The sequence below is a fragment of the Lentibacillus daqui genome, assembly GCF_027186265.1.
Taxonomy (GTDB): Bacteria; Bacillota; Bacilli; order Bacillales; family Amphibacillaceae; genus Lentibacillus_C; species Lentibacillus_C daqui.
On the sequence record NZ_CP114176.1, the window covers coordinates 1,654,540 to 1,672,580 of the forward strand.

Annotated in this window: 26 protein-coding genes and 1 pseudogene; 20 read left to right on the top strand and 7 right to left on the bottom strand. The window is 38.1% G+C overall.

What is annotated here, in order from left to right:
• Nucleotides 1–128 precede the first annotated feature (128 nt).
• On the top strand, nucleotides 129–1,427 hold the full coding sequence (locus O2S85_RS08320; protein ID WP_269412189.1) for an IS91 family transposase: 1,299 nt from the start codon (nucleotides 129–131) through the stop codon (nucleotides 1,425–1,427).
• A gap of 471 nt (nucleotides 1,428–1,898) precedes the next feature.
• Here the strand turns inward: O2S85_RS08320 and O2S85_RS08325 are convergent, their stop codons facing one another.
• Nucleotides 1,899–2,237: a hypothetical protein gene (locus tag O2S85_RS08325; RefSeq protein ID WP_269412190.1), complete on the bottom strand. Its 339-nt coding sequence runs from the start codon at nucleotides 2,235–2,237 to the stop codon at nucleotides 1,899–1,901.
• A 164-nt stretch (nucleotides 2,238–2,401) separates the two neighbouring features.
• Here O2S85_RS08325 and rpmG point away from each other — a divergent pair, with 164 nt between their 5' ends.
• The 5 genes from rpmG to O2S85_RS08350 all read left to right on the top strand — a co-directional run bounded on the left by rpmG (nucleotide 2,402) and on the right by O2S85_RS08350 (nucleotide 5,795).
• Entirely contained in the window at nucleotides 2,402–2,551 is a 150-nt protein-coding gene (gene rpmG / locus O2S85_RS08330) for a 50S ribosomal protein L33 (protein ID WP_026681152.1), read from the top strand.
• Nucleotides 2,552–2,650: 99 nt separating this feature from the next.
• Nucleotides 2,651–3,220, top strand: coding sequence for a 5-formyltetrahydrofolate cyclo-ligase (locus tag O2S85_RS08335; RefSeq protein ID WP_269412191.1), 570 nt, complete (start codon nucleotides 2,651–2,653; stop codon nucleotides 3,218–3,220).
• Nucleotides 3,217–4,230, top strand: a complete 1,014-nt coding sequence (locus O2S85_RS08340; protein ID WP_269412192.1) for a ThiF family adenylyltransferase — start codon at nucleotides 3,217–3,219, stop codon at nucleotides 4,228–4,230. The genes O2S85_RS08335 and O2S85_RS08340 overlap by 4 nt, the downstream gene beginning before the upstream one ends.
• A 66-nt stretch (nucleotides 4,231–4,296) precedes the next feature.
• Entirely contained in the window at nucleotides 4,297–4,494 is a 198-nt protein-coding gene (gene yqgO, locus O2S85_RS08345; RefSeq protein WP_269412193.1) for a protein YqgO, read from the top strand.
• Between the two features lie 116 nt (nucleotides 4,495–4,610).
• Entirely contained in the window at nucleotides 4,611–5,795 is a 1,185-nt protein-coding gene (locus O2S85_RS08350) for a rhomboid family intramembrane serine protease (protein ID WP_269412194.1), read from the top strand.
• Nucleotides 5,796–5,877: 82 nt separating this feature from the next.
• On the opposite strand, the gene O2S85_RS08355 is transcribed toward O2S85_RS08350, so the two are convergent.
• Nucleotides 5,878–6,741, bottom strand: coding sequence for a hypothetical protein (locus O2S85_RS08355; protein ID WP_269412195.1), 864 nt, complete (start codon nucleotides 6,739–6,741; stop codon nucleotides 5,878–5,880).
• A gap of 118 nt (nucleotides 6,742–6,859) precedes the next feature.
• Between O2S85_RS08355 and O2S85_RS08360 the strand changes: the two genes are divergently transcribed.
• On the top strand, nucleotides 6,860–7,096 hold the full coding sequence (locus tag O2S85_RS08360) for a YqgQ family protein (protein WP_269412196.1): 237 nt from the start codon (nucleotides 6,860–6,862) through the stop codon (nucleotides 7,094–7,096).
• Entirely contained in the window at nucleotides 7,071–8,027 is a 957-nt protein-coding gene (locus O2S85_RS08365) for an ROK family glucokinase (protein WP_269412197.1), read from the top strand. The genes O2S85_RS08360 and O2S85_RS08365 overlap by 26 nt, the downstream gene beginning before the upstream one ends.
• A gap of 91 nt (nucleotides 8,028–8,118) precedes the next feature.
• On the opposite strand, the gene O2S85_RS08370 is transcribed toward O2S85_RS08365, so the two are convergent.
• Nucleotides 8,119–8,295, bottom strand: coding sequence for a DUF2759 family protein (locus O2S85_RS08370; RefSeq protein WP_367748993.1), 177 nt, complete (start codon nucleotides 8,293–8,295; stop codon nucleotides 8,119–8,121).
• Nucleotides 8,296–8,458: 163 nt separating this feature from the next.
• On the opposite strand from O2S85_RS08370, the gene O2S85_RS08375 reads away from it, so the two are divergent.
• Both O2S85_RS08375 and O2S85_RS08380 read left to right on the top strand, forming a co-directional pair.
• Complete coding sequence (locus tag O2S85_RS08375; RefSeq protein ID WP_269412198.1) at nucleotides 8,459–9,082, top strand: MBL fold metallo-hydrolase; 624 nt, start codon at nucleotides 8,459–8,461, stop codon at nucleotides 9,080–9,082.
• Between the two features lie 274 nt (nucleotides 9,083–9,356).
• Nucleotides 9,357–9,647 carry a hypothetical protein gene (locus O2S85_RS08380; RefSeq protein WP_269412199.1) on the top strand — a complete coding sequence of 97 codons (291 nt, stop codon included), beginning with the start codon at nucleotides 9,357–9,359 and terminating at the stop codon, nucleotides 9,645–9,647.
• 158 nt (nucleotides 9,648–9,805) lie between these two features.
• Here O2S85_RS08380 and O2S85_RS08385 read toward each other — a convergent pair whose 3' ends face one another.
• Entirely contained in the window at nucleotides 9,806–9,988 is a 183-nt protein-coding gene (locus tag O2S85_RS08385) for a YqzE family protein (RefSeq protein WP_269412200.1), read from the bottom strand.
• A 181-nt stretch (nucleotides 9,989–10,169) separates the two neighbouring features.
• On the opposite strand from O2S85_RS08385, the gene comGA reads away from it, so the two are divergent.
• The 8 genes from comGA to O2S85_RS08425 are packed head-to-tail and all read left to right on the top strand — an operon-like array spanning nucleotide 10,170 to nucleotide 14,057.
• Nucleotides 10,170–11,183 carry a competence type IV pilus ATPase ComGA gene (gene comGA / locus O2S85_RS08390; RefSeq protein ID WP_269412201.1) on the top strand — a complete coding sequence of 338 codons (1,014 nt, stop codon included), beginning with the start codon at nucleotides 10,170–10,172 and terminating at the stop codon, nucleotides 11,181–11,183.
• Between the two features lie 52 nt (nucleotides 11,184–11,235).
• The gene (locus O2S85_RS08395) at nucleotides 11,236–11,898 is read left to right on the top strand and encodes a type II secretion system F family protein (RefSeq protein ID WP_269412202.1); all 663 of its coding nucleotides are present in this window, start codon (nucleotides 11,236–11,238) and stop codon (nucleotides 11,896–11,898) included.
• A gap of 13 nt (nucleotides 11,899–11,911) precedes the next feature.
• Nucleotides 11,912–12,196, top strand: a complete 285-nt coding sequence (locus O2S85_RS08400; protein WP_269412203.1) for a type II secretion system F family protein — start codon at nucleotides 11,912–11,914, stop codon at nucleotides 12,194–12,196.
• Nucleotides 12,197–12,213: 17 nt separating this feature from the next.
• Nucleotides 12,214–12,519: a competence type IV pilus major pilin ComGC gene (gene comGC / locus O2S85_RS08405; protein WP_269412204.1), complete on the top strand. Its 306-nt coding sequence runs from the start codon at nucleotides 12,214–12,216 to the stop codon at nucleotides 12,517–12,519.
• 50 nt (nucleotides 12,520–12,569) lie between these two features.
• Nucleotides 12,570–12,959: a hypothetical protein gene (locus tag O2S85_RS08410; protein WP_269412205.1), complete on the top strand. Its 390-nt coding sequence runs from the start codon at nucleotides 12,570–12,572 to the stop codon at nucleotides 12,957–12,959.
• Nucleotides 12,943–13,290: a type II secretion system protein gene (locus O2S85_RS08415; RefSeq protein WP_269412206.1), complete on the top strand. Its 348-nt coding sequence runs from the start codon at nucleotides 12,943–12,945 to the stop codon at nucleotides 13,288–13,290. Before O2S85_RS08410 ends, O2S85_RS08415 begins: the two co-directional genes overlap by 17 nt.
• Nucleotides 13,238–13,693 (top strand): competence type IV pilus minor pilin ComGF, encoded by a 456-nt coding sequence (locus O2S85_RS08420; protein ID WP_269412207.1) that lies wholly within the window; start codon nucleotides 13,238–13,240, stop codon nucleotides 13,691–13,693. The genes O2S85_RS08415 and O2S85_RS08420 overlap by 53 nt, the downstream gene beginning before the upstream one ends.
• Complete coding sequence (locus tag O2S85_RS08425) at nucleotides 13,665–14,057, top strand: hypothetical protein (protein ID WP_269412208.1); 393 nt, start codon at nucleotides 13,665–13,667, stop codon at nucleotides 14,055–14,057. Before O2S85_RS08420 ends, O2S85_RS08425 begins: the two co-directional genes overlap by 29 nt.
• A 50-nt stretch (nucleotides 14,058–14,107) precedes the next feature.
• Here the strand turns inward: O2S85_RS08425 and O2S85_RS08430 are convergent, their stop codons facing one another.
• The gene (locus O2S85_RS08430) at nucleotides 14,108–14,242 is read right to left on the bottom strand and encodes a hypothetical protein (protein WP_269412209.1); all 135 of its coding nucleotides are present in this window, start codon (nucleotides 14,240–14,242) and stop codon (nucleotides 14,108–14,110) included.
• A gap of 62 nt (nucleotides 14,243–14,304) precedes the next feature.
• Between O2S85_RS08430 and O2S85_RS08435 the strand changes: the two genes are divergently transcribed.
• Together O2S85_RS08435 and O2S85_RS08440 are read left to right on the top strand one after the other, a co-directional pair.
• Entirely contained in the window at nucleotides 14,305–14,544 is a 240-nt protein-coding gene (locus tag O2S85_RS08435) for a DUF2626 domain-containing protein (RefSeq protein ID WP_269412210.1), read from the top strand.
• 290 nt (nucleotides 14,545–14,834) lie between these two features.
• Nucleotides 14,835–15,088 (top strand): annotated as a pseudogene (locus tag O2S85_RS08440) (transposase); the annotation flags it as partial.
• 163 nt (nucleotides 15,089–15,251) lie between these two features.
• On the opposite strand, the gene O2S85_RS08445 reads toward O2S85_RS08440, so the two are convergent.
• Entirely contained in the window at nucleotides 15,252–16,043 is a 792-nt protein-coding gene (locus tag O2S85_RS08445; protein ID WP_269412211.1) for a YqhG family protein, read from the bottom strand.
• The gene (locus O2S85_RS08450; protein ID WP_269412212.1) at nucleotides 16,033–17,688 is read right to left on the bottom strand and encodes a DEAD/DEAH box helicase; all 1,656 of its coding nucleotides are present in this window, start codon (nucleotides 17,686–17,688) and stop codon (nucleotides 16,033–16,035) included. Before O2S85_RS08450 ends, O2S85_RS08445 begins: the two co-directional genes overlap by 11 nt.
• Nucleotides 17,689–18,041: the final 353 nt, after the last annotated feature.

The window sequence follows — 18,041 nt, forward strand, 5'->3', positions numbered from 1 at the left end:
TTTCTTTCTGCATAAGTGCAACTAAGGCATTCGCCTAAAAGCTTGGCGAATGCCAAGCTTTCTAAAAAGATAGGAAAGTATAAAATTTGGGTCTACCGCAGTGAGTGTTACTGTGGTATTTTTTATGTATGGGGAAAAACATATTAAAAAAAATCTTCTTTGACGAAAATCAACATTGGGAATCATTCAAAAGGAAATACGGAAAGAGAATCCGTCCTATTGTCACAAAGGAGGTAGAGAAATTTCGTGACTGTGGAGATATGAAAAAAGGATTCAAACTTTTTGTTTGTGAGGGCTGCCATGATGTAAAGCGTATTCCCTTCCGATGTAAGGGACGTTTTTGTACAACCTGTTCTGTTGGAGAAAGCGAAGAATGGAGTCGTCTATTGTCTGAGGACGTATTACAAGTGAATCACCGACATGTGATACTCACAATTGATGAAGGGTTACGGGATATATTCCTTTTACATCGTGAGCTTTTAAAGCCACTTATGGATGAAGCAGCCAAATTACTTACTGACTATTTTCAGAAGAAAGCCAAGGTGATACCGGGGATTATAGTTGGATTGCATACGTTTGGTTCCAAAGTGAATTTCAATCCCCATGTACATATGATGGTAACGATGGGGGGAATCACGAAAAAAGGGGAATGGAAAGGATACGATTTTATACCATTCAAGATGCTTCGAAAGCAATGGCAGACGGTAGTGTTGAAGCTCATCCGAAAAAACTTGACGAAGCAAGAAAAGAAAAGGATACAGCCAAGATTACAAAAGGCTTTTTCCGCAAATGGGGAAGGCTTCTATGTGTATGCCCCAAAACAAAGAGGAAAGATAAAAGAGCAGCTTCGCTATATTGGCCGCTATATTCGTCGACCAGCGATTGGAACCAATCGGATCGAGGCATATGATGGTCAAACTGTAACTTTTAAGTATGTGGACAAGACAGATGGGAAAGAAAAACATGAAGTAGTTACAGTAGAAGAGTTTATCATCCGTTTAATACGTCATATTCCGGATGAACAATTTAAAACGATTCGTCATTATGGCATGTACTCAAGAAGGAGCAAGAAGTTAAGTAAAAAGCTGTTGGCTACATGGCAACAAGGAACAAAACGATGGATACTGAAGGTGAAAAAGACATTACGCCGCCAAACATGGAGAGAGCGTATTATTTCAAGTGGACAAAAAGATCCAATGATTTGCCCACATTGCAACAACTATTATGAGTACATGGGTGAAGTCTGTCTTGAGGGAGGACGATTAGAAATAAAAATAGCATTAACGAAAGAAGCAAAAAGCTATCTAGAAAGGGTGATTCATCATCTCGAAGGCAACGGGCAAGAAAAGCAAAAAGAGGAAAAAGGGAACCGACCATCTGCGCCCCAAGAAGACGTTTGTCAATTATCATTGTTTGGTGTGTCATGAGGAGGAGAAGATTCCTTATGATGTCGTACAGGAATTTGATTTGATGGATGGAGGAGATCCAACAACTCCACCCAGATTTAGTTGTGAACAATGTGGGGGAGACATGTATCCGGAGTATTATAAGGGCATACATGGACAGGAATATAAATTATCGGATTTTCTCTAACTATGGTGGATACAAAAGGACCGGGCGGGGTTTGCCCGGTTTTTCTAAAAACTTATTTAGTTATCGTTTTGGCAAGTTCCTTTTAGTGCGTGTTCAAAAAGGAGGATAAAAAGGACCGAGAAGTTCTAGGCGGCGTAGCTTTGAGCACCGGAGTGTACATAAAAGGTACATGAGGAGCGGAAAAGCAAGCCAACGAGCTTCTTCAAAGGAAGGCCGACTAAGAACGGGCTTGCGCTCAGGCGTCGGCATACCCCTTTTGAAGGGGCATGTCATTTTTACCGGACTTTTTGAACATCCTCTTTTAGTTATTTTTTTAAAATCGCTTTAATATCATTACTGTCAAGAGCGGTTCGTTCCGCGATGTCATCCATGGGATATCCTTGCTCATGTAAGGCAAAAACTTTTTGAATTAAAAGTGGTTTTGCATTTTTTGGTTTTGCAGGGGTTACATCATTCGATATATCGGTAAGAAGTTCTTCTTCCAACACTTTTATTTTTTTCTTTAATTGATATGTATCCTGCATCGATGAGATGGAAAGCTGTTCCATCTGACTTTCCAGGTCAGCAAATTTGTCATTCATAAAGAAAGTTAGAATAAACAATACCACTGCAACAGCAATTAGGGTAATTAATACATACATCATAAGCATTCCTACAATTATTCTCCGTCTATAGTTATAACATAGAAATGTCGACAGGAAAACTGCTATTTTTTAAAACAGCAGTTGATTGACGCCGAAAAATCTGCTATGATAGTAGGGTCGAAAAAAGGTTGTGTAGCAAGTTTGAATGTTTGGAGGGAAAGAATATGCGTGTAAACATTACATTGGCTTGTACTGAAACTGGAGATCGTAATTATATCACTACAAAAAACAAGCGTACCAATCCTGAACGAATTGAGCTTATGAAATATTGTCCAAGACTAAAAAAACACACGTTACATCGTGAAACAAAATAAAGTAAAGTATAGTAATAACTCTTATCACGTGAAATGATAAGAGTTTTATTTTGGCTTTTAAATACGATATAATGTTGATAGAAGAGGGGGCGGGTATTTGTGGATAAATCTCAGCTGCGTCAATCTATCACTACATATTTACGCAAGCTTTCGGCAAATGAGAAGCAAAACATTGAAAGTAAACAAAGCGCGGAACTTAAAGAACTGGAATGCTGGAAACAGGCTAACACCATTGGAATCACGGTTTCTCAGGGATTAGAGTGGAATACCAGGCCAATCATTGAAGCTGCCTGGTGTGAGGGGAAAACGGTCTGTGTCCCGAAATGTTTGCCAAAAACCAAACAACTGGAATTTTATCAGTTTGATACATATGATCAATTAGAGAAAGTTTACTATAATTTACTGGAACCTAAACCTGAAGAAACAACGAAAGTAAGTAAAGAACAAATAGATTTATTAATTGTACCTGGCCTTTTGTTTGACAGACGTGGTTATCGAATTGGATTTGGCGGCGGGTACTATGATCGGTTTTTAAAGGACTACCCGAATCAAACCATTTCGCTTGCCAGTGAGCGACAAATCATTAATCATTTACCTGTAGAGCCATTTGATCTGCCAGTTCAAATGATTTTGACAGAAAGTGGATTGTTGAAAGAAGGAATATCATGAATTTCGAACGTTATTCCCGGCAGCTTTTATTTTCTCCAATTCAAAAGGCCGGCCAGCAAAAACTGGAGACCAGTACGGTACTAGTCGTCGGTGCTGGCGCGTTGGGGACGGTCATTAGTAATCATCTGGTTCGTGCTGGTGTTGGTACAGTACGCTTGGTTGATCGTGATTATGTCGAATTAAGCAATTTACAGCGGCAAATGTTGTTTGATGAAGAAGATGTTAAGGAAACTCTTCCAAAAGCCATCGCCGCAAAACAAAAACTGAGCAAAATAAATAGTGATGTCACCATTGAAGCGATCGTGGATAATGTAACAAACGAAAACATTTTCGCGCTTATGCATGGTGTGGATGTAGTCATGGATGGAACCGATAATTTCTCCACCCGAATGCTATTAAATGACAGTTGCTTTTATCAGGGGATCCCTTTTTCGTATGGTGGCGTTGTCGGTGCCAGGGGAATGACAGCATTATTTATTCCTGATAAAACCCCATGCCTGAGATGTTTAGCGAAAGAGGGGGCAGGAAGCGGCGAGACGTGTGATACGGTAGGGGTTATTGCTCCTGCTGTCGATATGATTGCCTCTATGGAGGTTATGGAAGTCTTGAAATATCTAACTGGTAATAGAAATGCTTTACGCTCAACATTAAAAACAATCGACTTTTGGTTTAATCAGTCATTTGATATGAAATTAACCAGTCCCGATCCAGGATGTTTAACCTGTCAAAAGAAAGCATATCCTGCATTAAGAAAACAGGCACAAGATGCGGAAACTGTACTATGCGGAAGGAACACGGTGCAAATACACAAGCAATCGGCCTGGGATCTGAAAAAGGTTGAGGGGCAGTTGCAAAAGATCATGAAAACGAAGCGCACACCTTTTTTGCTTAAGGCACAGTTGAATCACGAAGCCACTTTTGTCCTGTTTCCGGACGGTCGAGTGCTCGTCCAAGGAACAGAAGATACAATCAAAGCACGGACGTTATACGATCGGTATATCGGATCCTGATGCATAATTCGCACGCTTTAGGAACATAACTAATATTAAGAACTAAAAATAGAAAAGGGTGTTCCTATGCGAATCTTGGTTATTTTTGCCGTGTTTGCAACGGTATTAACAGTCCTTTATAAATGGCGATATAAATTATTAAACATGGTTTTGGCCTTTGCGTTGTTGCGTAAGATAAGTGTTGTTATCTCCATGAACATGCCAACGATTAAGGACAAGATTTTACCAAAATTATTCAATAAACAGGTGGAGCAGCAAGCTTAAGCAAAACGCTCAATTTTTAAGAGGCTGGGTACCAGCTTCTTTTTTTAATAGAAATTATACATTTGCTACGTAAATGCCCCACAATTTTGTTATCATATCTTTAAGGTGGTGACGAAATGGATGTGGATGAACAATATACGATGTATAAATTAGCGTATAATTTGGTAGCTAATGATCATTTTGACGTGTTGCATATTAATAAAAACCAAGAGGAAATTTGGCTGGAGCGGAATGTTAATAAACAATCCCAGATTATTCGCTTGCTGCATCATGGATTTGATTGGAAAAATCATTTAAAAAAAGACATTGCTATTGTATTTCAAAAAACGAAAGCCATGAAACGTTTATTACAAGGAAAATATGTACAAGTACATAATGTTTATATTTCCGCTTATTCACCAGTTGACACATGGGAAGAATTGAAGCGCCCGATGCAGTTGAATGAGAAAAACCCGGTTAAAATGAATGTCTATTATTTAGACGATGCGAATGAACAGGAAGAATTGCATCGGTTATTCGAAACAGTAGATCTAACAGCGTTTGAAACTAATCCTAAGCCATCGGATGATGAAAAAGAGTCAGAAATCAACTATTTTCAAAAGGGATTAGCTAATCATTTATATACGAAAAAGAAAGAAACAGAAACAGTGCTCTTTCATGGAAAACCTTTTTTTACGTATATCTTATTGGCGATCAATATCATCATGTTTTTTCTTCTGGAGATGAGCGGGGGGAGTACTTTAACCCAAAACTTGATCGATTTTGGGGCGAAATATAATCCCGCAATTCTAGATGGTGAATGGTGGCGGATTGCTACGTCCATGTTTTTGCATATTGGTTTATTGCACTTATTTATGAATATGCTGGCATTATATTATTTAGGTGCTGCTGTGGAACAAATGTATGGGGCGAGCCGTTTTATTTTTATTTATTTCCTTGCTGGTATTGGCGCGGGTATGGCGAGTTTTGCCACGTCAATACATATCTCAGCTGGAGCATCGGGTGCCATATTTGGCTTATTTGGTGCGTTGTTATTTTTTGGCTTAAATTATAAACAGATTTTTTTTCAGACCATGGGTAAAGGCATCCTGATCTTAATTGGGATCAATATTATTTTTGGCCTTTCTGTTCCGCAAATTGATAATAGCGCCCACATTGGCGGTTTAATCACTGGTTTTTTGGCTTCAGCTATCGTCGGTTTACCAAAAAAGCGAAACATTTTTATACAATCAGCTGGTTTCATTGTATATGTGATCGTCATTGCCGGATTAATTGTCTATGGTCTGAAACAGTATACCTAAGACAGGGGTGCACAGATATAAAATAGAAAAAGACATCTAACCAATGCAAATGTTGGATGTCTTTTTCATATTCATATAAACCTTAATTACCAATACGTTGAATTAACTTCTCTTTCTTTCCATCAAGTTGAAAGAGCACAAGTAAGTGGGTTCGGTCTTTGGCAACCAATACGAGCGGAATATAACTTGATTCAAGCTGACTTGTTCCGGATGTTGCAGGAATAATATAATTTTTATACAATCCTTCCCACAGTTTACCTATAATTTGATCTGTTTGCGCTTGTGACATCGCCGGCAAGCTACGCTCATTGTATAGATATAATGATGTCAATGGAATAGAATGATAATCTCCACTGGCGATTTGAAAATGCTGCATTAATTCATTCCAATGATAAATTAATTGCTGTTTTGTTGTGGTATCCAGCTTTTCTTTCCATTCCGCCGTAAATCTATTTTGGGGAGTGGAAAATGGTTCGATTGGTACGGTAGGGGAATTCGCTACATACAAAGCATCATGCGACATTTGCTGGATACTTTTGATTTTGTCTTCCGGATAATGAACTTCCCCGTAATGAAAAGATATTGCCTGGAAGTAACTACTATTTTCACAGGACAATTCTTTTTTTAAATATATTTTGTCTGTATTCTCCTGCCATTTACTGGAAACCCCTTTTAGCCGTCCGTTTGCAAATAATATAGAAGCATCCTGTCTTAAATAGACTTGTTTATTACTTTTTGATTGGCTTGTCCAGCTGATGTTGTATGGCTGCTGATCTTTTTCTGATGTAAGTGCGATTTGGGTCGATGCAGTAGTAAACGATGTATTGGTATCAATCGGAAAATAGGTGATGGTCTGAATGGATCGAGTATGCTCAAAGTAAATAAAGCTTGCTAATGTAATAAATAACAGAAATAATATCGAAAAAAGCCATTTATACAACATCATCACCCTTTGTAAACTTGTCTATTATAAGATGTATGATAAAAGGCAAGCTATTATGCGAGTTAAAGTTTGTTATACCTTAATGCTATTCTGTTTGGTATAATATAGGGTGGTGATTGGTTTGCAAACAGTTTATGATGTACAGCAGTTATTAAAGCGATTTGGAACAATTATTTACATAGGGGATCGGTCGGCGGAGCTATCGCTTATGGAATCGGAAATAAAGGAACTGTATCAATTACAGTGCATCCAAGCCGAGGAGTATACCAAAGCACTTGGCATATTAAGAAAAGAGCGCACAAAACTTCGCCGTAAAAGGAGTGATACGGGAGATGGAGAAAGTCATCATCGGAATTGATATTGGCGGAACAACGAGTAAACTTGGTATATTAAATCGACAGGGAACTATTTTATTAAAATGGGAGATTCCTACATCCAAAGCAGATAAAGGTGACATATTGGTTCGCGATATTTGGCAATCAATACAGAGCAAGTTAACATTGGAACAAAAGAATAATATTCTTGGTATCGGCGTAGGTGCCCCTGGCTTTATTGATGGAACGACTGGATTGGTATATGAAGCAGTTAATATCGGCTGGAAGAACTTTCAGTTGGCAGAGCAGTTTTCACAGCTGACCAAGCTGCCAGTTTTTGTCGAAAATGATGCCAATATTGCTGCTTTGGGAGAAAATTGGGTTGGAGCCGGAAACCAGGTGGAAAACCTTATCGCAATTACCTTGGGTACAGGGGTTGGCAGTGGTATTATTGCTGCTGGTACCATTCTGAACGGTGTTAACGGTACTGCCGGTGAAATTGGTCATATAACCATTGATCCAAACGGATATCCCTGTAATTGTGGGCGGCGAGGATGTTTGGAGACCGTTTGCTCGGCGACCGGGATTGTTCGCCAGGCGATGGCACTTGCCGAAGAGAAGCCGGATAGCAATCTTGCCAAGTTTATTGGAGAATCCGGCGCGCTTACAGCAAAGGATGTATTTGCTTTAGCAAAAAAAGGTGATATGCTTTGTCAGACAGTGGTTGAACATACAGGGGATACCCTGGGGAGGGCGATTACTGATTTAGCAATAATCATCAATCCTTCCATCATTTTAATTGGTGGTGGCGTATCAAAAGCAGGTGATCAATTGTTGTCTGTCATTAAGGAGGCTTTTCACAAATATGCACTGCCACGGGTTAGTAATGTATGCGAGATCAAACTTGCCCAACTAGGAAACGATGCAGGAATTATTGGAGCAGCATATTTGGTTGAGCAGCATGCAGGACGGTGAAATATTTTTATATACCTGTTTTTCACAAGGACGTATAAAGACCAGGAAAAGCTGACGCAACAGCTTTTCCTGGTCTTTATAAACTGATGGATTATCCGGTAATTTCCCCAATGATTGTTGCAATGGAGAAAAAGCCAAATGCAATTGCAGCAAGGGCTGAAACAACCAAAGCAAACATGTTCTTGTATTTAAGCTGACGGACGACCGAAATGACAGCCAAAATAGCGACAATAAGCAAGATACTTGCCAGGACAATTCTCATTTCCATCTTTCCTCCTTCAATGGTTCCATGTTCATCTAGTTGATCTGGAAATCATGTTTATATTATTATGTATCTAAACAGTTCATCATATTTATTTTATAGTAATTCGTCATATTTGTCGAGACTTACAAAACAACAATTTTCACTTAAGGATGGGGGATGTAATAATATGAAGTTGAAAAAAATGTCATTGGGACCACTGGGTACGAATTGTTATCTTATTTTTGACAAGGAGCGTGGATTAATCATTGACCCAGGCGGTGATGCAGACCAGGTCATTGCTTTTTTGAAAAAGGAAGGGATTAAGCCTGTGGCTATTTTATTGACACATGCTCATTTTGACCATATCGGCGCTGTTGATGAATTACGTAATCATTACGGGATCGATGTTTATTTGCATGATATGGAAGCTGACTGGTTAGAGAACCCACAGTTAAATGGCTCTTCATCATTTATAGGACAGGAAATTAAAACAAAAGGGGCGGAGCAATCGCTGAAACCAGGGGAATTGATGATCTCTGGATTTCGGTTTCAAGTACTGCATACACCTGGTCATTCCCCTGGAAGTGTCAGCTTTGTATTTTATGATGAAAAAATCGTATTCGGCGGCGATGCCTTGTTTCAACAAGGAATTGGACGAACAGACCTCCCCGGCGGTAATTACCAGCAGTTAATTAATTCAATTCAGGAAAGACTCTATTCGTTGGATGATACGTTTACTGTCTATCCCGGCCATGGTCCAAAGACAACAATCGGCGAAGAAAAACGCCTTAATCCATTTGTTCAAGCATAGATAAATAGGAAAAATAAAGAACCCTTCTTAGTTAAGAAGGGTTCTTAGGGGGATGTGCTCTGCTCTTTGTTGGTTAGGGATAAAAGTTAAGCTACTATTCATAGTATATAGGCAGATAAATAACATGTCAACAGGTTTTTGAAAAAAAGTAAAAAACCCCGCAAAAATTTCGAGGCCATTGAAAAAGTCCAAAAGATATGATTTCTAATTTATGATGGGAATCGTATCTTTTTTTAGCTACAATAGAGCTATCAATTAAAGGTGGATGGCTTTTATGATTCAGAAACAAGAGGAAATGATCTTAAGTCTATATTCAGAAATATATGATCTGGTTGTACCTAAAGAAAATTTTCTAAGAAGGCTCGATGATTTAGTTGACTTTTCTTTTGTATACAATGAATTAGAGGATAAATGTAAAGTATGGTTTAAGGATGGGTGTTACAAGCCCAGGGCAAAAAGTAAGACGTATTCCGTGACCATTAAATTGACAAGCATATGGAGCAAGCAAAGTTTCAGGAAACGGATGGCAATATTCACCGTAAATCTAAAACAAATATTGAATTAATGAGCTAAAAAATAAGTAAAATAAAAATATGCAAATCAATAAAAAGACAACTCTAAATTTCAAAAAATGAATTAGAGTCATCTTTTTTGATAACTAATCTGTAGTTTCACTGAAAAATCGTAAGTTTTTCAGCGGCCTCGCATAAGGCGACCTGCTTTTCATTCTTTCTTCATTATTGATTTAACTGCGAACGGCAGTACACCAAGCCATCGGTTGCTGTACAAATTAGCTTGTTGTTTGGGTTTATCCTTGATCCTCTTTTTTCGGCGATGTTCTGCCGGTGTATTCATGTATGTTACGGCTTTTTCTGTGACATATTTGACAATATCGTTACCAGACATCAGCAACACCCCTAAATTTATATCATTGTATTATTAGCTTTTCCTGTAGTCAATCGGCTATACATCAAGCATTTCCTCTCTCCCGAAAATTTTTTTTGTTTTTTTTTAATAAAAAAGAAGGAATTTGTCAATCTGCGTCGAATAAGTATCTATAAGAGAATAAAATGGAGGTGGTAAAGCATTGAACCCCGCAAAATCACTCGCAACCAAACTTCTGCAATCAGCGATTGAAACCCGCGCCTCGGATATTCATTTTAATCCTTTTCCCGATCACACAGATATTTATTTCCGAGTTCAAGGCAAACGTATTTTCAAACAAGCGGTTCTTGCTTCACATTACCAGCAATTACTTACCTACTTTAAATTTACATCAGGAATGGATATAGGCGAAATTAGAAAACCGCAAAATGGAACCATTGATATGGAATTCGACTCAAAATATTCGCTGCGTTTATCCACCTTGCCGGTCAACCATATGGAAAGCCTGGCAATCCGCATCCTCCCGCAAGAAGAGAACTTAACACTCGATCAGCTTTTCCTATTCCCAAACCAGTTAAAACGATTAAGACAATGGATCATGAATCGAGCAGGGATTATATTGTTCACCGGTCCAACCGGAAGTGGCAAAACTACGACCTTATATGCACTGTTACAAACAATCCTGCAAGAGGATTCCTACCAAACCATCACATTGGAAGATCCTGTGGAAAAAGATATATCCAATATTTTACAAGTTCAGGTGAACGAAAAAGCCGGAATCACCTATCAAGCTGGTTTAAAGGCTGCACTGAGACATGACCCAGATATTATTATGGTCGGGGAAATCCGTGATCGGGAAACAGCCAAATTTGCCTTTGAAGCATCCCTGACTGGTCATTTGGTGTTAAGTACTTTACATGCAAAAAACGCAGCAGGTACCATTCATCGTTTGGTTGAATTGGGGATGACAACCGCTGATCTGGAACAATCACTCGTAGCCGTTGCTGCACTGGAATTGCTGCCGTTCGATCTCAATGATGAAATAACCAGGCGTGCGGCAATTCTTGAAATGTTAGATGGCAAACTGTTGGAACAAACGCTAAAAGGGGTTGATGTACATTCCATAAACGACTTTCAATCTTTTTATCATTTACGAAAGAAGGCATATGCATATGGTTTTGTATCTGAAAAAGTATTTTATGCAGATCAGGCATAGGACGTTAAAAAAAGAATTGCAACTATTGTTTCTCAACCGCCTTTCCCGCTTATTGAAAAATGGTTACACATTACTTGAATCATTGCAAATTATCCAATGGAATTCCGCATTGGCACAACCCGCGGCAACCATTACAACCTGCCTGAAAAATGGCAACAGACTCGATCAGGCATTGGAACAAGCCAACTTTAACTCCTTCATCACCTCCTATCTTTATTTTGTTCGGGCAAATGGTGATATTGAAGCGAGCATTGATAAATGTTTGGCCATGTATGAACAGCGTCTTCAGTATACAAAGAAATTCCAGCAAGTCGCCAGATACCCCGTTATACTGCTGTTCTTCTTTTCTATTGTGCTCTTTTTTATCAAACGATCCGTTCTTCCGTCTTTTCAGGAGCTATTTATGGCAACAGAGGAAACATCCTCCATGATATCTATTTCCATCATGATTATCGACATACTTACTTCCATGTTAATTGTATCGCTTATCGTATTGATTATTGGTGCGACCTTATGGCAAGTAAACAAACAAAAAGTTTCCATTGATAAACAAATTAAACTTTATAGCACCTTACCGTTTTACCGGAACTATAAACAAATACGTGTCTCATTCTTGTTTGCGACCCACTTTAGTTCATTGTTAAAAACAGGTATCTCCATTAAAGACATATTATCAACCATGTCTGAACAAACAAAATTACCTATCCTATCTTAATTATGCCACACTGATGACCCAGGAATTAAATCAAGGTAAACACCTGTCAAGTCTGTTATCACAATTCCGTCTGTTAGATAAACAAATTCCATTAATTTTTCAAAAAAATGCCGATGCTGCTGCATTAGAAAAGGATTTATCCGTGTATGCAGAATTTCTTACTGAAGAACTGCATCGAAAAATAATGAGGAATTTGACCTATATTCAACCTATCTTTTTTATTACTTTGGCAGGTTTAATTGTGTTTATTTATATAACCTTGATGTGGCCGATGTTCCAATTAATCAAAACAATTTAATTGAGGAGATGTAGTTCATGTTTAAAAATCAAAAAGGGTTTACCTTAATCGAGATGTTAATCGTTTTGATGATCATTTCGGTACTAATCATTTTGATCGTGCCCAATTTGGCAACGAAAAGTAAAGAAGTTAATAACAAAGGCTGTGATGCATTAGTCAACGTTGTTCAATCGCAAATTGATTCCTATTATGTAGATAATAAAAGTTATCCTTCCAGTATCAATGATTTGGTTAAAGAAGATTATATTACTACAAAACAAACAAAATGTCCGAATAAACATACGCTTACAATTGACGGCGGGAAAGTAAAGGAATCCAGATAGGTATGTAAATGAGGAAAAACGGGTTTTCTTTACTGGAAGTAGTTTTTGTCTTGGGTATTTGGTCACTTTTATTCTTGCTTGCGGTTCCCTTGCAGTATTCTGTTTTGGATAATCAAGAGGATGAACAATTTTTAAAAACGTTTCAGTCGGACATTTTATTTCTGCAAAATATAAGCTATGCTTCAAGTAGTCGGATTGAGTTAGTATTTGATCACACAAACCATTGCTATACCATTGAAGGACTTGATGAAGGAACATTACTTAAACGTTCGTTTCCTGCTGAATGGGATATCGATGAACGGACCATGAAAGAGGGTATTTCCTTTAATAACCATGGTACAATCAGAAAACCCGGTCGGATTCAGATAGATACACCATCAACAAGGTATCAAATTATCTTTCCATTAGGCAAGGGGCGCTGTTATGTTGAAAAACTGTAAAGGATTCACACTCATTGAGGTACTGGGAGCATTTGGTATCGTCATGATGATTGCCACAACACTCCTGCCAATTATGCATATCGTTCATAAGGAAGAGGAAGTATTAAGTGAACGCCGGCAGTATACCAACCAATTACATGATGAGCTGCAAGCCTATTTGTGGGAGGGGCATGATCTTCTCCCTCCCATTTCTTTTGCCAAAACTAATAATAGTACAACTTTGTTTTATGATTTTACAAACGAGGATCATTTAGTTAAAGGATGTGTCAAATGGACCAATGTTAAAGCAAAACAAGAGACTGTCTGCTTATATGGCTATCCGGCGGAATAAAAATAAGAATGGATTTACTTTTATTACATTACTGGTTACGATCACCATTTTATTTACGACCCTTCCCTTTACCGCATATTTTTTACAATCCATTGATCCGTATTCCCATGATCAAGAACGTGCGATCCAGCAATTTTTTTATTTTTTGCGTGACGATGTTTTACAGGCAACTGACTATGCGGTCACACCAACCAAACTGACATTGAAAGATAAAAACCAAACGACCATAACCATTGAGCAATATCAAAATCTCATCAGACGCCAAGTAAAAGGGAAAGGACATGAAATATACCTGCGTGAGGTCAAAAAGGTTTTGTTCGAGAAGCTCCCCTATGGTATTAAAGTTTCTATTACATCAGCACAAGGAGAGACGTATGAAAAATCGATCATGTTTTACCAATAACCAGCGAGGCTTTATTTTTCCATATGTATTGTTCATTACAGCCATTATTTTGCTGGTTGTTACCGCAAAGGTTTCTGCTTATCAAAATGATATCAGGATCAGCCACAATCACGAGAATCAGCTGACCATTGAAACGTTGGTGCAAATGGGCCATGAACAATTTAAGCAGGAAATGAATAAGCATCCAGGAAAAAAAGGGCACGTATCATATCACTATCCTCCGGGAAATGTTACCATCACCTATACACAAAAAAGTCCGAAAAAATATGACCTATTATTTCAAGTACCAGCTAATGATAAAACATACAGTACGACGATGATATTGGAACTGGATGAAGTTGTACAAACAGCGAATAAAGAATAGGCTTTTGCGTTACACTATCCATACCCATCGTATATGTGTATCCTGCTCACCTAATTATTGCCATGGTCTACACCATGTATCAATCCCAACGAAGCTTTATCAACATCGATCGAACTGAAAATATGTTTGGAGCGGCGATATTTGTTCGTACGGGACAAAACTTCCGATTGTTTAGCAAGTTTCATTTACAACATGAAAATCCTGGTTTATAATATCATTGACAAAGGATATAAAAGGAGGGGAAAATATGGATCGTATGTTTCGTGTCCTCGCTTTTTGGACAGGAATATTTACCGTAATGTTCTACATAGGCGGAATGGAAAAAACCGCATTATTATTCCTGGTTCAAACTGCATTTTTCCTTACAGTTGGCTACTTGAAATTGTCTGAACGCATGTATATGTATTTATTCGGAGCTTATTGTACCATCTTTATGGTCGGTTTCACCTGGTATTCAAACTTTATCCTTGTACCAGGTTTTGAATAATTAAGTCTGGATAAGGATGGAAACAGCCGGTTCTTTCCACGCTTTTCCATCCTGCATATACATAACCTTTCTGGAAAAACCTCGTGAAATTTTTGCGGGGTTTTTTACTTTTTTTCAAAAATCTGTTGACATATTAGATATAAGTATATAAAACACGCTAGAATATAGAACAAGGGGAGTGGCGACAGAAGGAAATTTTCCGATGATCTGAATATATGTTTTGCAATTATATTTTTGTTGAAAACACAAGAAAACATTGAGTGCAAGCTGTGCCATAAACAACGAAGCACATCCGTTACCCATCGTCTATCCAGCGCGTGATATACACGTCGAACATCATCGAGCGGACGATGAAGGAAATCAAGAAACGCACAAAAACCATGAACAGTTTACCAAGTGAAAGGGCGACAGAAAAAGTAGTGTACTTTCAAGTAACCGACTCTAACCAAAGATGGGGGAACGAAAATTAAGGGGATTCGCAAGCGCTTACCAGCAGCTACAGGACATGTTTGAAAAACGATACGGGAAACCAGATAATAATTGATGTAATTCCGAGGATACTCTATTAATTTACACAAACTTATTGACAGTACCACCCACCTTTAATTGATAACTCTATTGTAACTAAAAAAGATATGATTCCCATCATAAATTGGAAATCATATCTTTTAGACTTTTTCAGTGGCCACCCTTATGCAACCTGCTTTTCATTTAATGGTCCCTTCTGCCAAATAAAAAATTCCTCCATTAATTATCTCATAGGATACTTTTGGCTGGTATCGTTCTTTTATTTCTTGTAATTCTTTTTCCATTTGAATTGTTTGTTCGTCATCGGTAACATTCTGATAAAAATGTTTCAACATGGCACTTTCTTCCTTCAAGGTTTTTATTGATTCTTCAGCCCAATCATTGTTCTGCCGTTTGATGTGATCATCAATAACTGATTCAATCCGTGAAAAACCACTTTTCAACCTGATTAACGGAGAAATGGTAAAACAGTAATCAGAAATTGTTAATTGTAGTGGCAATTGTTGCAAATGATCCATCATAGAAAACTTCATCATGCCGTTGACCAGGTGAAGCCCAATTGACAGCAACTCATCCTTTTTTTGTTTTCCAATGTAACTGATCTTCGTATTTAAAACAAGCCATGGATAAAGTGCTGTTTTAGTTGTTGTATCAAGCTGTTGAAATAGTTTGGTATATTTTTCATTTGTTTTCAGATGCTTGAAAATTTGTTGAAGTCTTGGGCTGCCATAATGGATCCATTCCCCTTTTTCATCCTGTTTTTCCGGATTGGTAATGAGTGTCAGTTGCATAGGGGCACCTTGATTTCCCATCTTCTTGATATAGTGCCAGTAAAACGGCCGGTTCATTAACGCTTTGTCCATTTCTTCCGTTAATTGTACGGTTAAGACACCATCTTTATTTTGTAACATACGGCAGTCGTTTGCTGTAAAATAGCGGACTAAAAATTCATTGAGGTTTTCAATTGCCATATTGCTGTTCCTCGCTAATCGGATTTTCATGTTTATACTGAATAACTGAAGAAAGATTATCCAATTTAATTTTTGCCTCCCCAGTCGAAGTGGATTCGGAAAAAATGGACTGGATCTCTGTCTCCAAATCGCTAATGCTTAATTCGGAAAGGATGGCATCCAAATTACCGATGACTGATTCAAATAGATTAATCTTCTCATATAATAAGGTCATAATATGTTCTTCCACCGTATTACGAATTGCAAAATTGTAAATGTGGACATCTTTTTCCTGACCATATCGATGAATCCGGCCAATACGTTGTTCCAGCCGCATTGGGTTCCACGGCAAATCATAATTAATCATATAGTTGCAAAACTGCAGGTTAATCCCTTCACCACCTGCCTCCGTGGCAATTAGTACCTGGGCATGATTTTGAAATAACTGCCGCATCCAATCCTTTTTACTACGCTTAAACCCGCCACGAAAAGGGACGGAAGTGATGTTACTTTGTTTTAGATACCATTGTAAATAGAGTTGTGTTGCCCGGTATTCTGTAAAAATTATCACTTTTTCATCTGGATGTTGTTGAATTAACTCAACCACCTTTTCCGCCTTGGCGTGATGGGGAAGCTGTTCGATTTTCCCTGCGAGATGGTGAAAGAGTTCGTCAGCGTGTTCATTCATTGCCATTTTTTGCAAAGATAAATAACAGGCTTCTCTTGACGAACAGATTTCCCGTAATAAAGTAATTTTCGCAAATGAGGCGGTGAATTGAACTTGATCCAATTCCTGATAAAAATCGTATTCCTCTTTGGAAAAATCAACCCAGATCGTCTCAATATGCCGTTTTGTATTGTTCAGGTCTGTTTCATTTCTTGTATTACGAATCATAACTTTTTGAATCAATTGTTTCAGATAGGTATCCTGATTAATTTGCTTCCGATCCTTTCCATATTGTTCAAGGAAAGATTCATAATTTCCTAAATGACCGGGTTTGAGAATGGATACCAAATTGAAAATCTCGACAAGTTGGTTTTGTACCGGTGTTGCGGTTAGTAGTAAACAATATTTCTTTTTTAAGGAACGAACAAATGCGTAGTTTTTTGTCTTATGATTTTTTAATTTATGGGCCTCGTCAATGAGAATAAAATCATAATCAATGTCCAGGATCTCTTCCCGATGTGGGGAACGTTTTGCCGTATCAATAGAAGAGATAAGAATATCACATTGTTTCCAGGAATAGTTTTTTCGATGCCCAATCGCAGGGATATAAAACTTGCTATTCAATTCCTTCTCCCATTGATTGACAAGGGAAGCGGGTACAAGAATTAACGCCTTCTTTACTAAACCGCGAATCATATATTCTTTCAAAATAAGCCCTGCCTCAATCGTTTTTCCCAGCCCCACTTCATCGGCAAGGATCGCCCTTCCGTTCATTTCTTCAACTACTTGTTCTGCGCAGGAAATCTGATGTTGCAAAAAGTTTACATGTGGAAGATATGTCAGCGCCCGTAAACCATTGAATGTTGGCGTCATTGTTGTTGTCTCTGCCTCATACGCCATTTGAAATAATTCCCAATGAGAAAGACCAGTTTCCTTATCAAGGCATGTTTGTAGGTTATCGATAAATGTAGTGTCTCTTTCCAGTTGTATCTCCTGCATAAATTACGACTTCCTCCTGTATAAAAGAGATGGGATATTACGCCCGTTAATACGTTAAAAAAACAATTGTTATATATTGAAAGTCCAGTAACAATCTTCTAAAAAAAGGACCGAGAAGTTCTAGTCGGCATAGCTTTGAGCACCGGAGTGTACATAGAAGGTACATGAGGAGCGGAAAAGCAAGCCAACGAACTTCTTCAAAGGAAGGCCGACTAAAAACGGGCTTGCGCTCAGGCGTCGACATACCTCTTTTGCAGGGGCATGTCATTTTTACCGGACTTTTTGAACATCCTCTAAAAGGAACACTTATTTAAAAATATAAATGTTTTATAAATTCCACTACTTTTGCAAGG

Excerpts from the sequence above, each read along its gene's own strand:
- rpmG (WP_026681152.1), top strand. The coding sequence starts at position 2,402 with ATGCGTGTAAACATTACATTGGCTTGTACTGAAACTGGAGATCGTAAT.
- O2S85_RS08380 (WP_269412199.1), top strand. The coding sequence starts at position 9,357 with ATGATTCAGAAACAAGAGGAAATGATCTTAAGTCTATATTCAGAAATA.
- O2S85_RS08320 (WP_269412189.1), top strand. The coding sequence starts at position 129 with ATGGGGAAAAACATATTAAAAAAAATCTTCTTTGACGAAAATCAACAT.
- O2S85_RS08400 (WP_269412203.1), top strand. The coding sequence starts at position 11,912 with ATGACCCAGGAATTAAATCAAGGTAAACACCTGTCAAGTCTGTTATCA.
- O2S85_RS08375 (WP_269412198.1), top strand. The coding sequence starts at position 8,459 with ATGAAGTTGAAAAAAATGTCATTGGGACCACTGGGTACGAATTGTTAT.
- O2S85_RS08415 (WP_269412206.1), top strand. The coding sequence starts at position 12,943 with ATGTTGAAAAACTGTAAAGGATTCACACTCATTGAGGTACTGGGAGCA.
- yqgO (WP_269412193.1), top strand. The coding sequence starts at position 4,297 with ATGCGAATCTTGGTTATTTTTGCCGTGTTTGCAACGGTATTAACAGTC.
- comGC (WP_269412204.1), top strand. The coding sequence starts at position 12,214 with ATGTTTAAAAATCAAAAAGGGTTTACCTTAATCGAGATGTTAATCGTT.
- O2S85_RS08365 (WP_269412197.1), top strand. The coding sequence starts at position 7,071 with ATGGAGAAAGTCATCATCGGAATTGATATTGGCGGAACAACGAGTAAA.
- O2S85_RS08350 (WP_269412194.1), top strand. The coding sequence starts at position 4,611 with ATGGATGTGGATGAACAATATACGATGTATAAATTAGCGTATAATTTG.
- O2S85_RS08435 (WP_269412210.1), top strand. The coding sequence starts at position 14,305 with ATGGATCGTATGTTTCGTGTCCTCGCTTTTTGGACAGGAATATTTACC.
- O2S85_RS08325 (WP_269412190.1), bottom strand. The coding sequence starts at position 2,237 with ATGATGTATGTATTAATTACCCTAATTGCTGTTGCAGTGGTATTGTTT.
- O2S85_RS08355 (WP_269412195.1), bottom strand. The coding sequence starts at position 6,741 with ATGATGTTGTATAAATGGCTTTTTTCGATATTATTTCTGTTATTTATT.
- O2S85_RS08370 (WP_367748993.1), bottom strand. The coding sequence starts at position 8,295 with ATGGAAATGAGAATTGTCCTGGCAAGTATCTTGCTTATTGTCGCTATT.
- O2S85_RS08445 (WP_269412211.1), bottom strand. The coding sequence starts at position 16,043 with ATGGCAATTGAAAACCTCAATGAATTTTTAGTCCGCTATTTTACAGCA.
- O2S85_RS08450 (WP_269412212.1), bottom strand. The coding sequence starts at position 17,688 with ATGCAGGAGATACAACTGGAAAGAGACACTACATTTATCGATAACCTA.
- O2S85_RS08425 (WP_269412208.1), top strand. The coding sequence starts at position 13,665 with ATGAAAAATCGATCATGTTTTACCAATAACCAGCGAGGCTTTATTTTT.
- O2S85_RS08430 (WP_269412209.1), bottom strand. The coding sequence starts at position 14,242 with ATGAAACTTGCTAAACAATCGGAAGTTTTGTCCCGTACGAACAAATAT.
- O2S85_RS08385 (WP_269412200.1), bottom strand. The coding sequence starts at position 9,988 with ATGTCTGGTAACGATATTGTCAAATATGTCACAGAAAAAGCCGTAACA.
- O2S85_RS08420 (WP_269412207.1), top strand. The coding sequence starts at position 13,238 with ATGTTAAAGCAAAACAAGAGACTGTCTGCTTATATGGCTATCCGGCGG.
- O2S85_RS08340 (WP_269412192.1), top strand. The coding sequence starts at position 3,217 with ATGAATTTCGAACGTTATTCCCGGCAGCTTTTATTTTCTCCAATTCAA.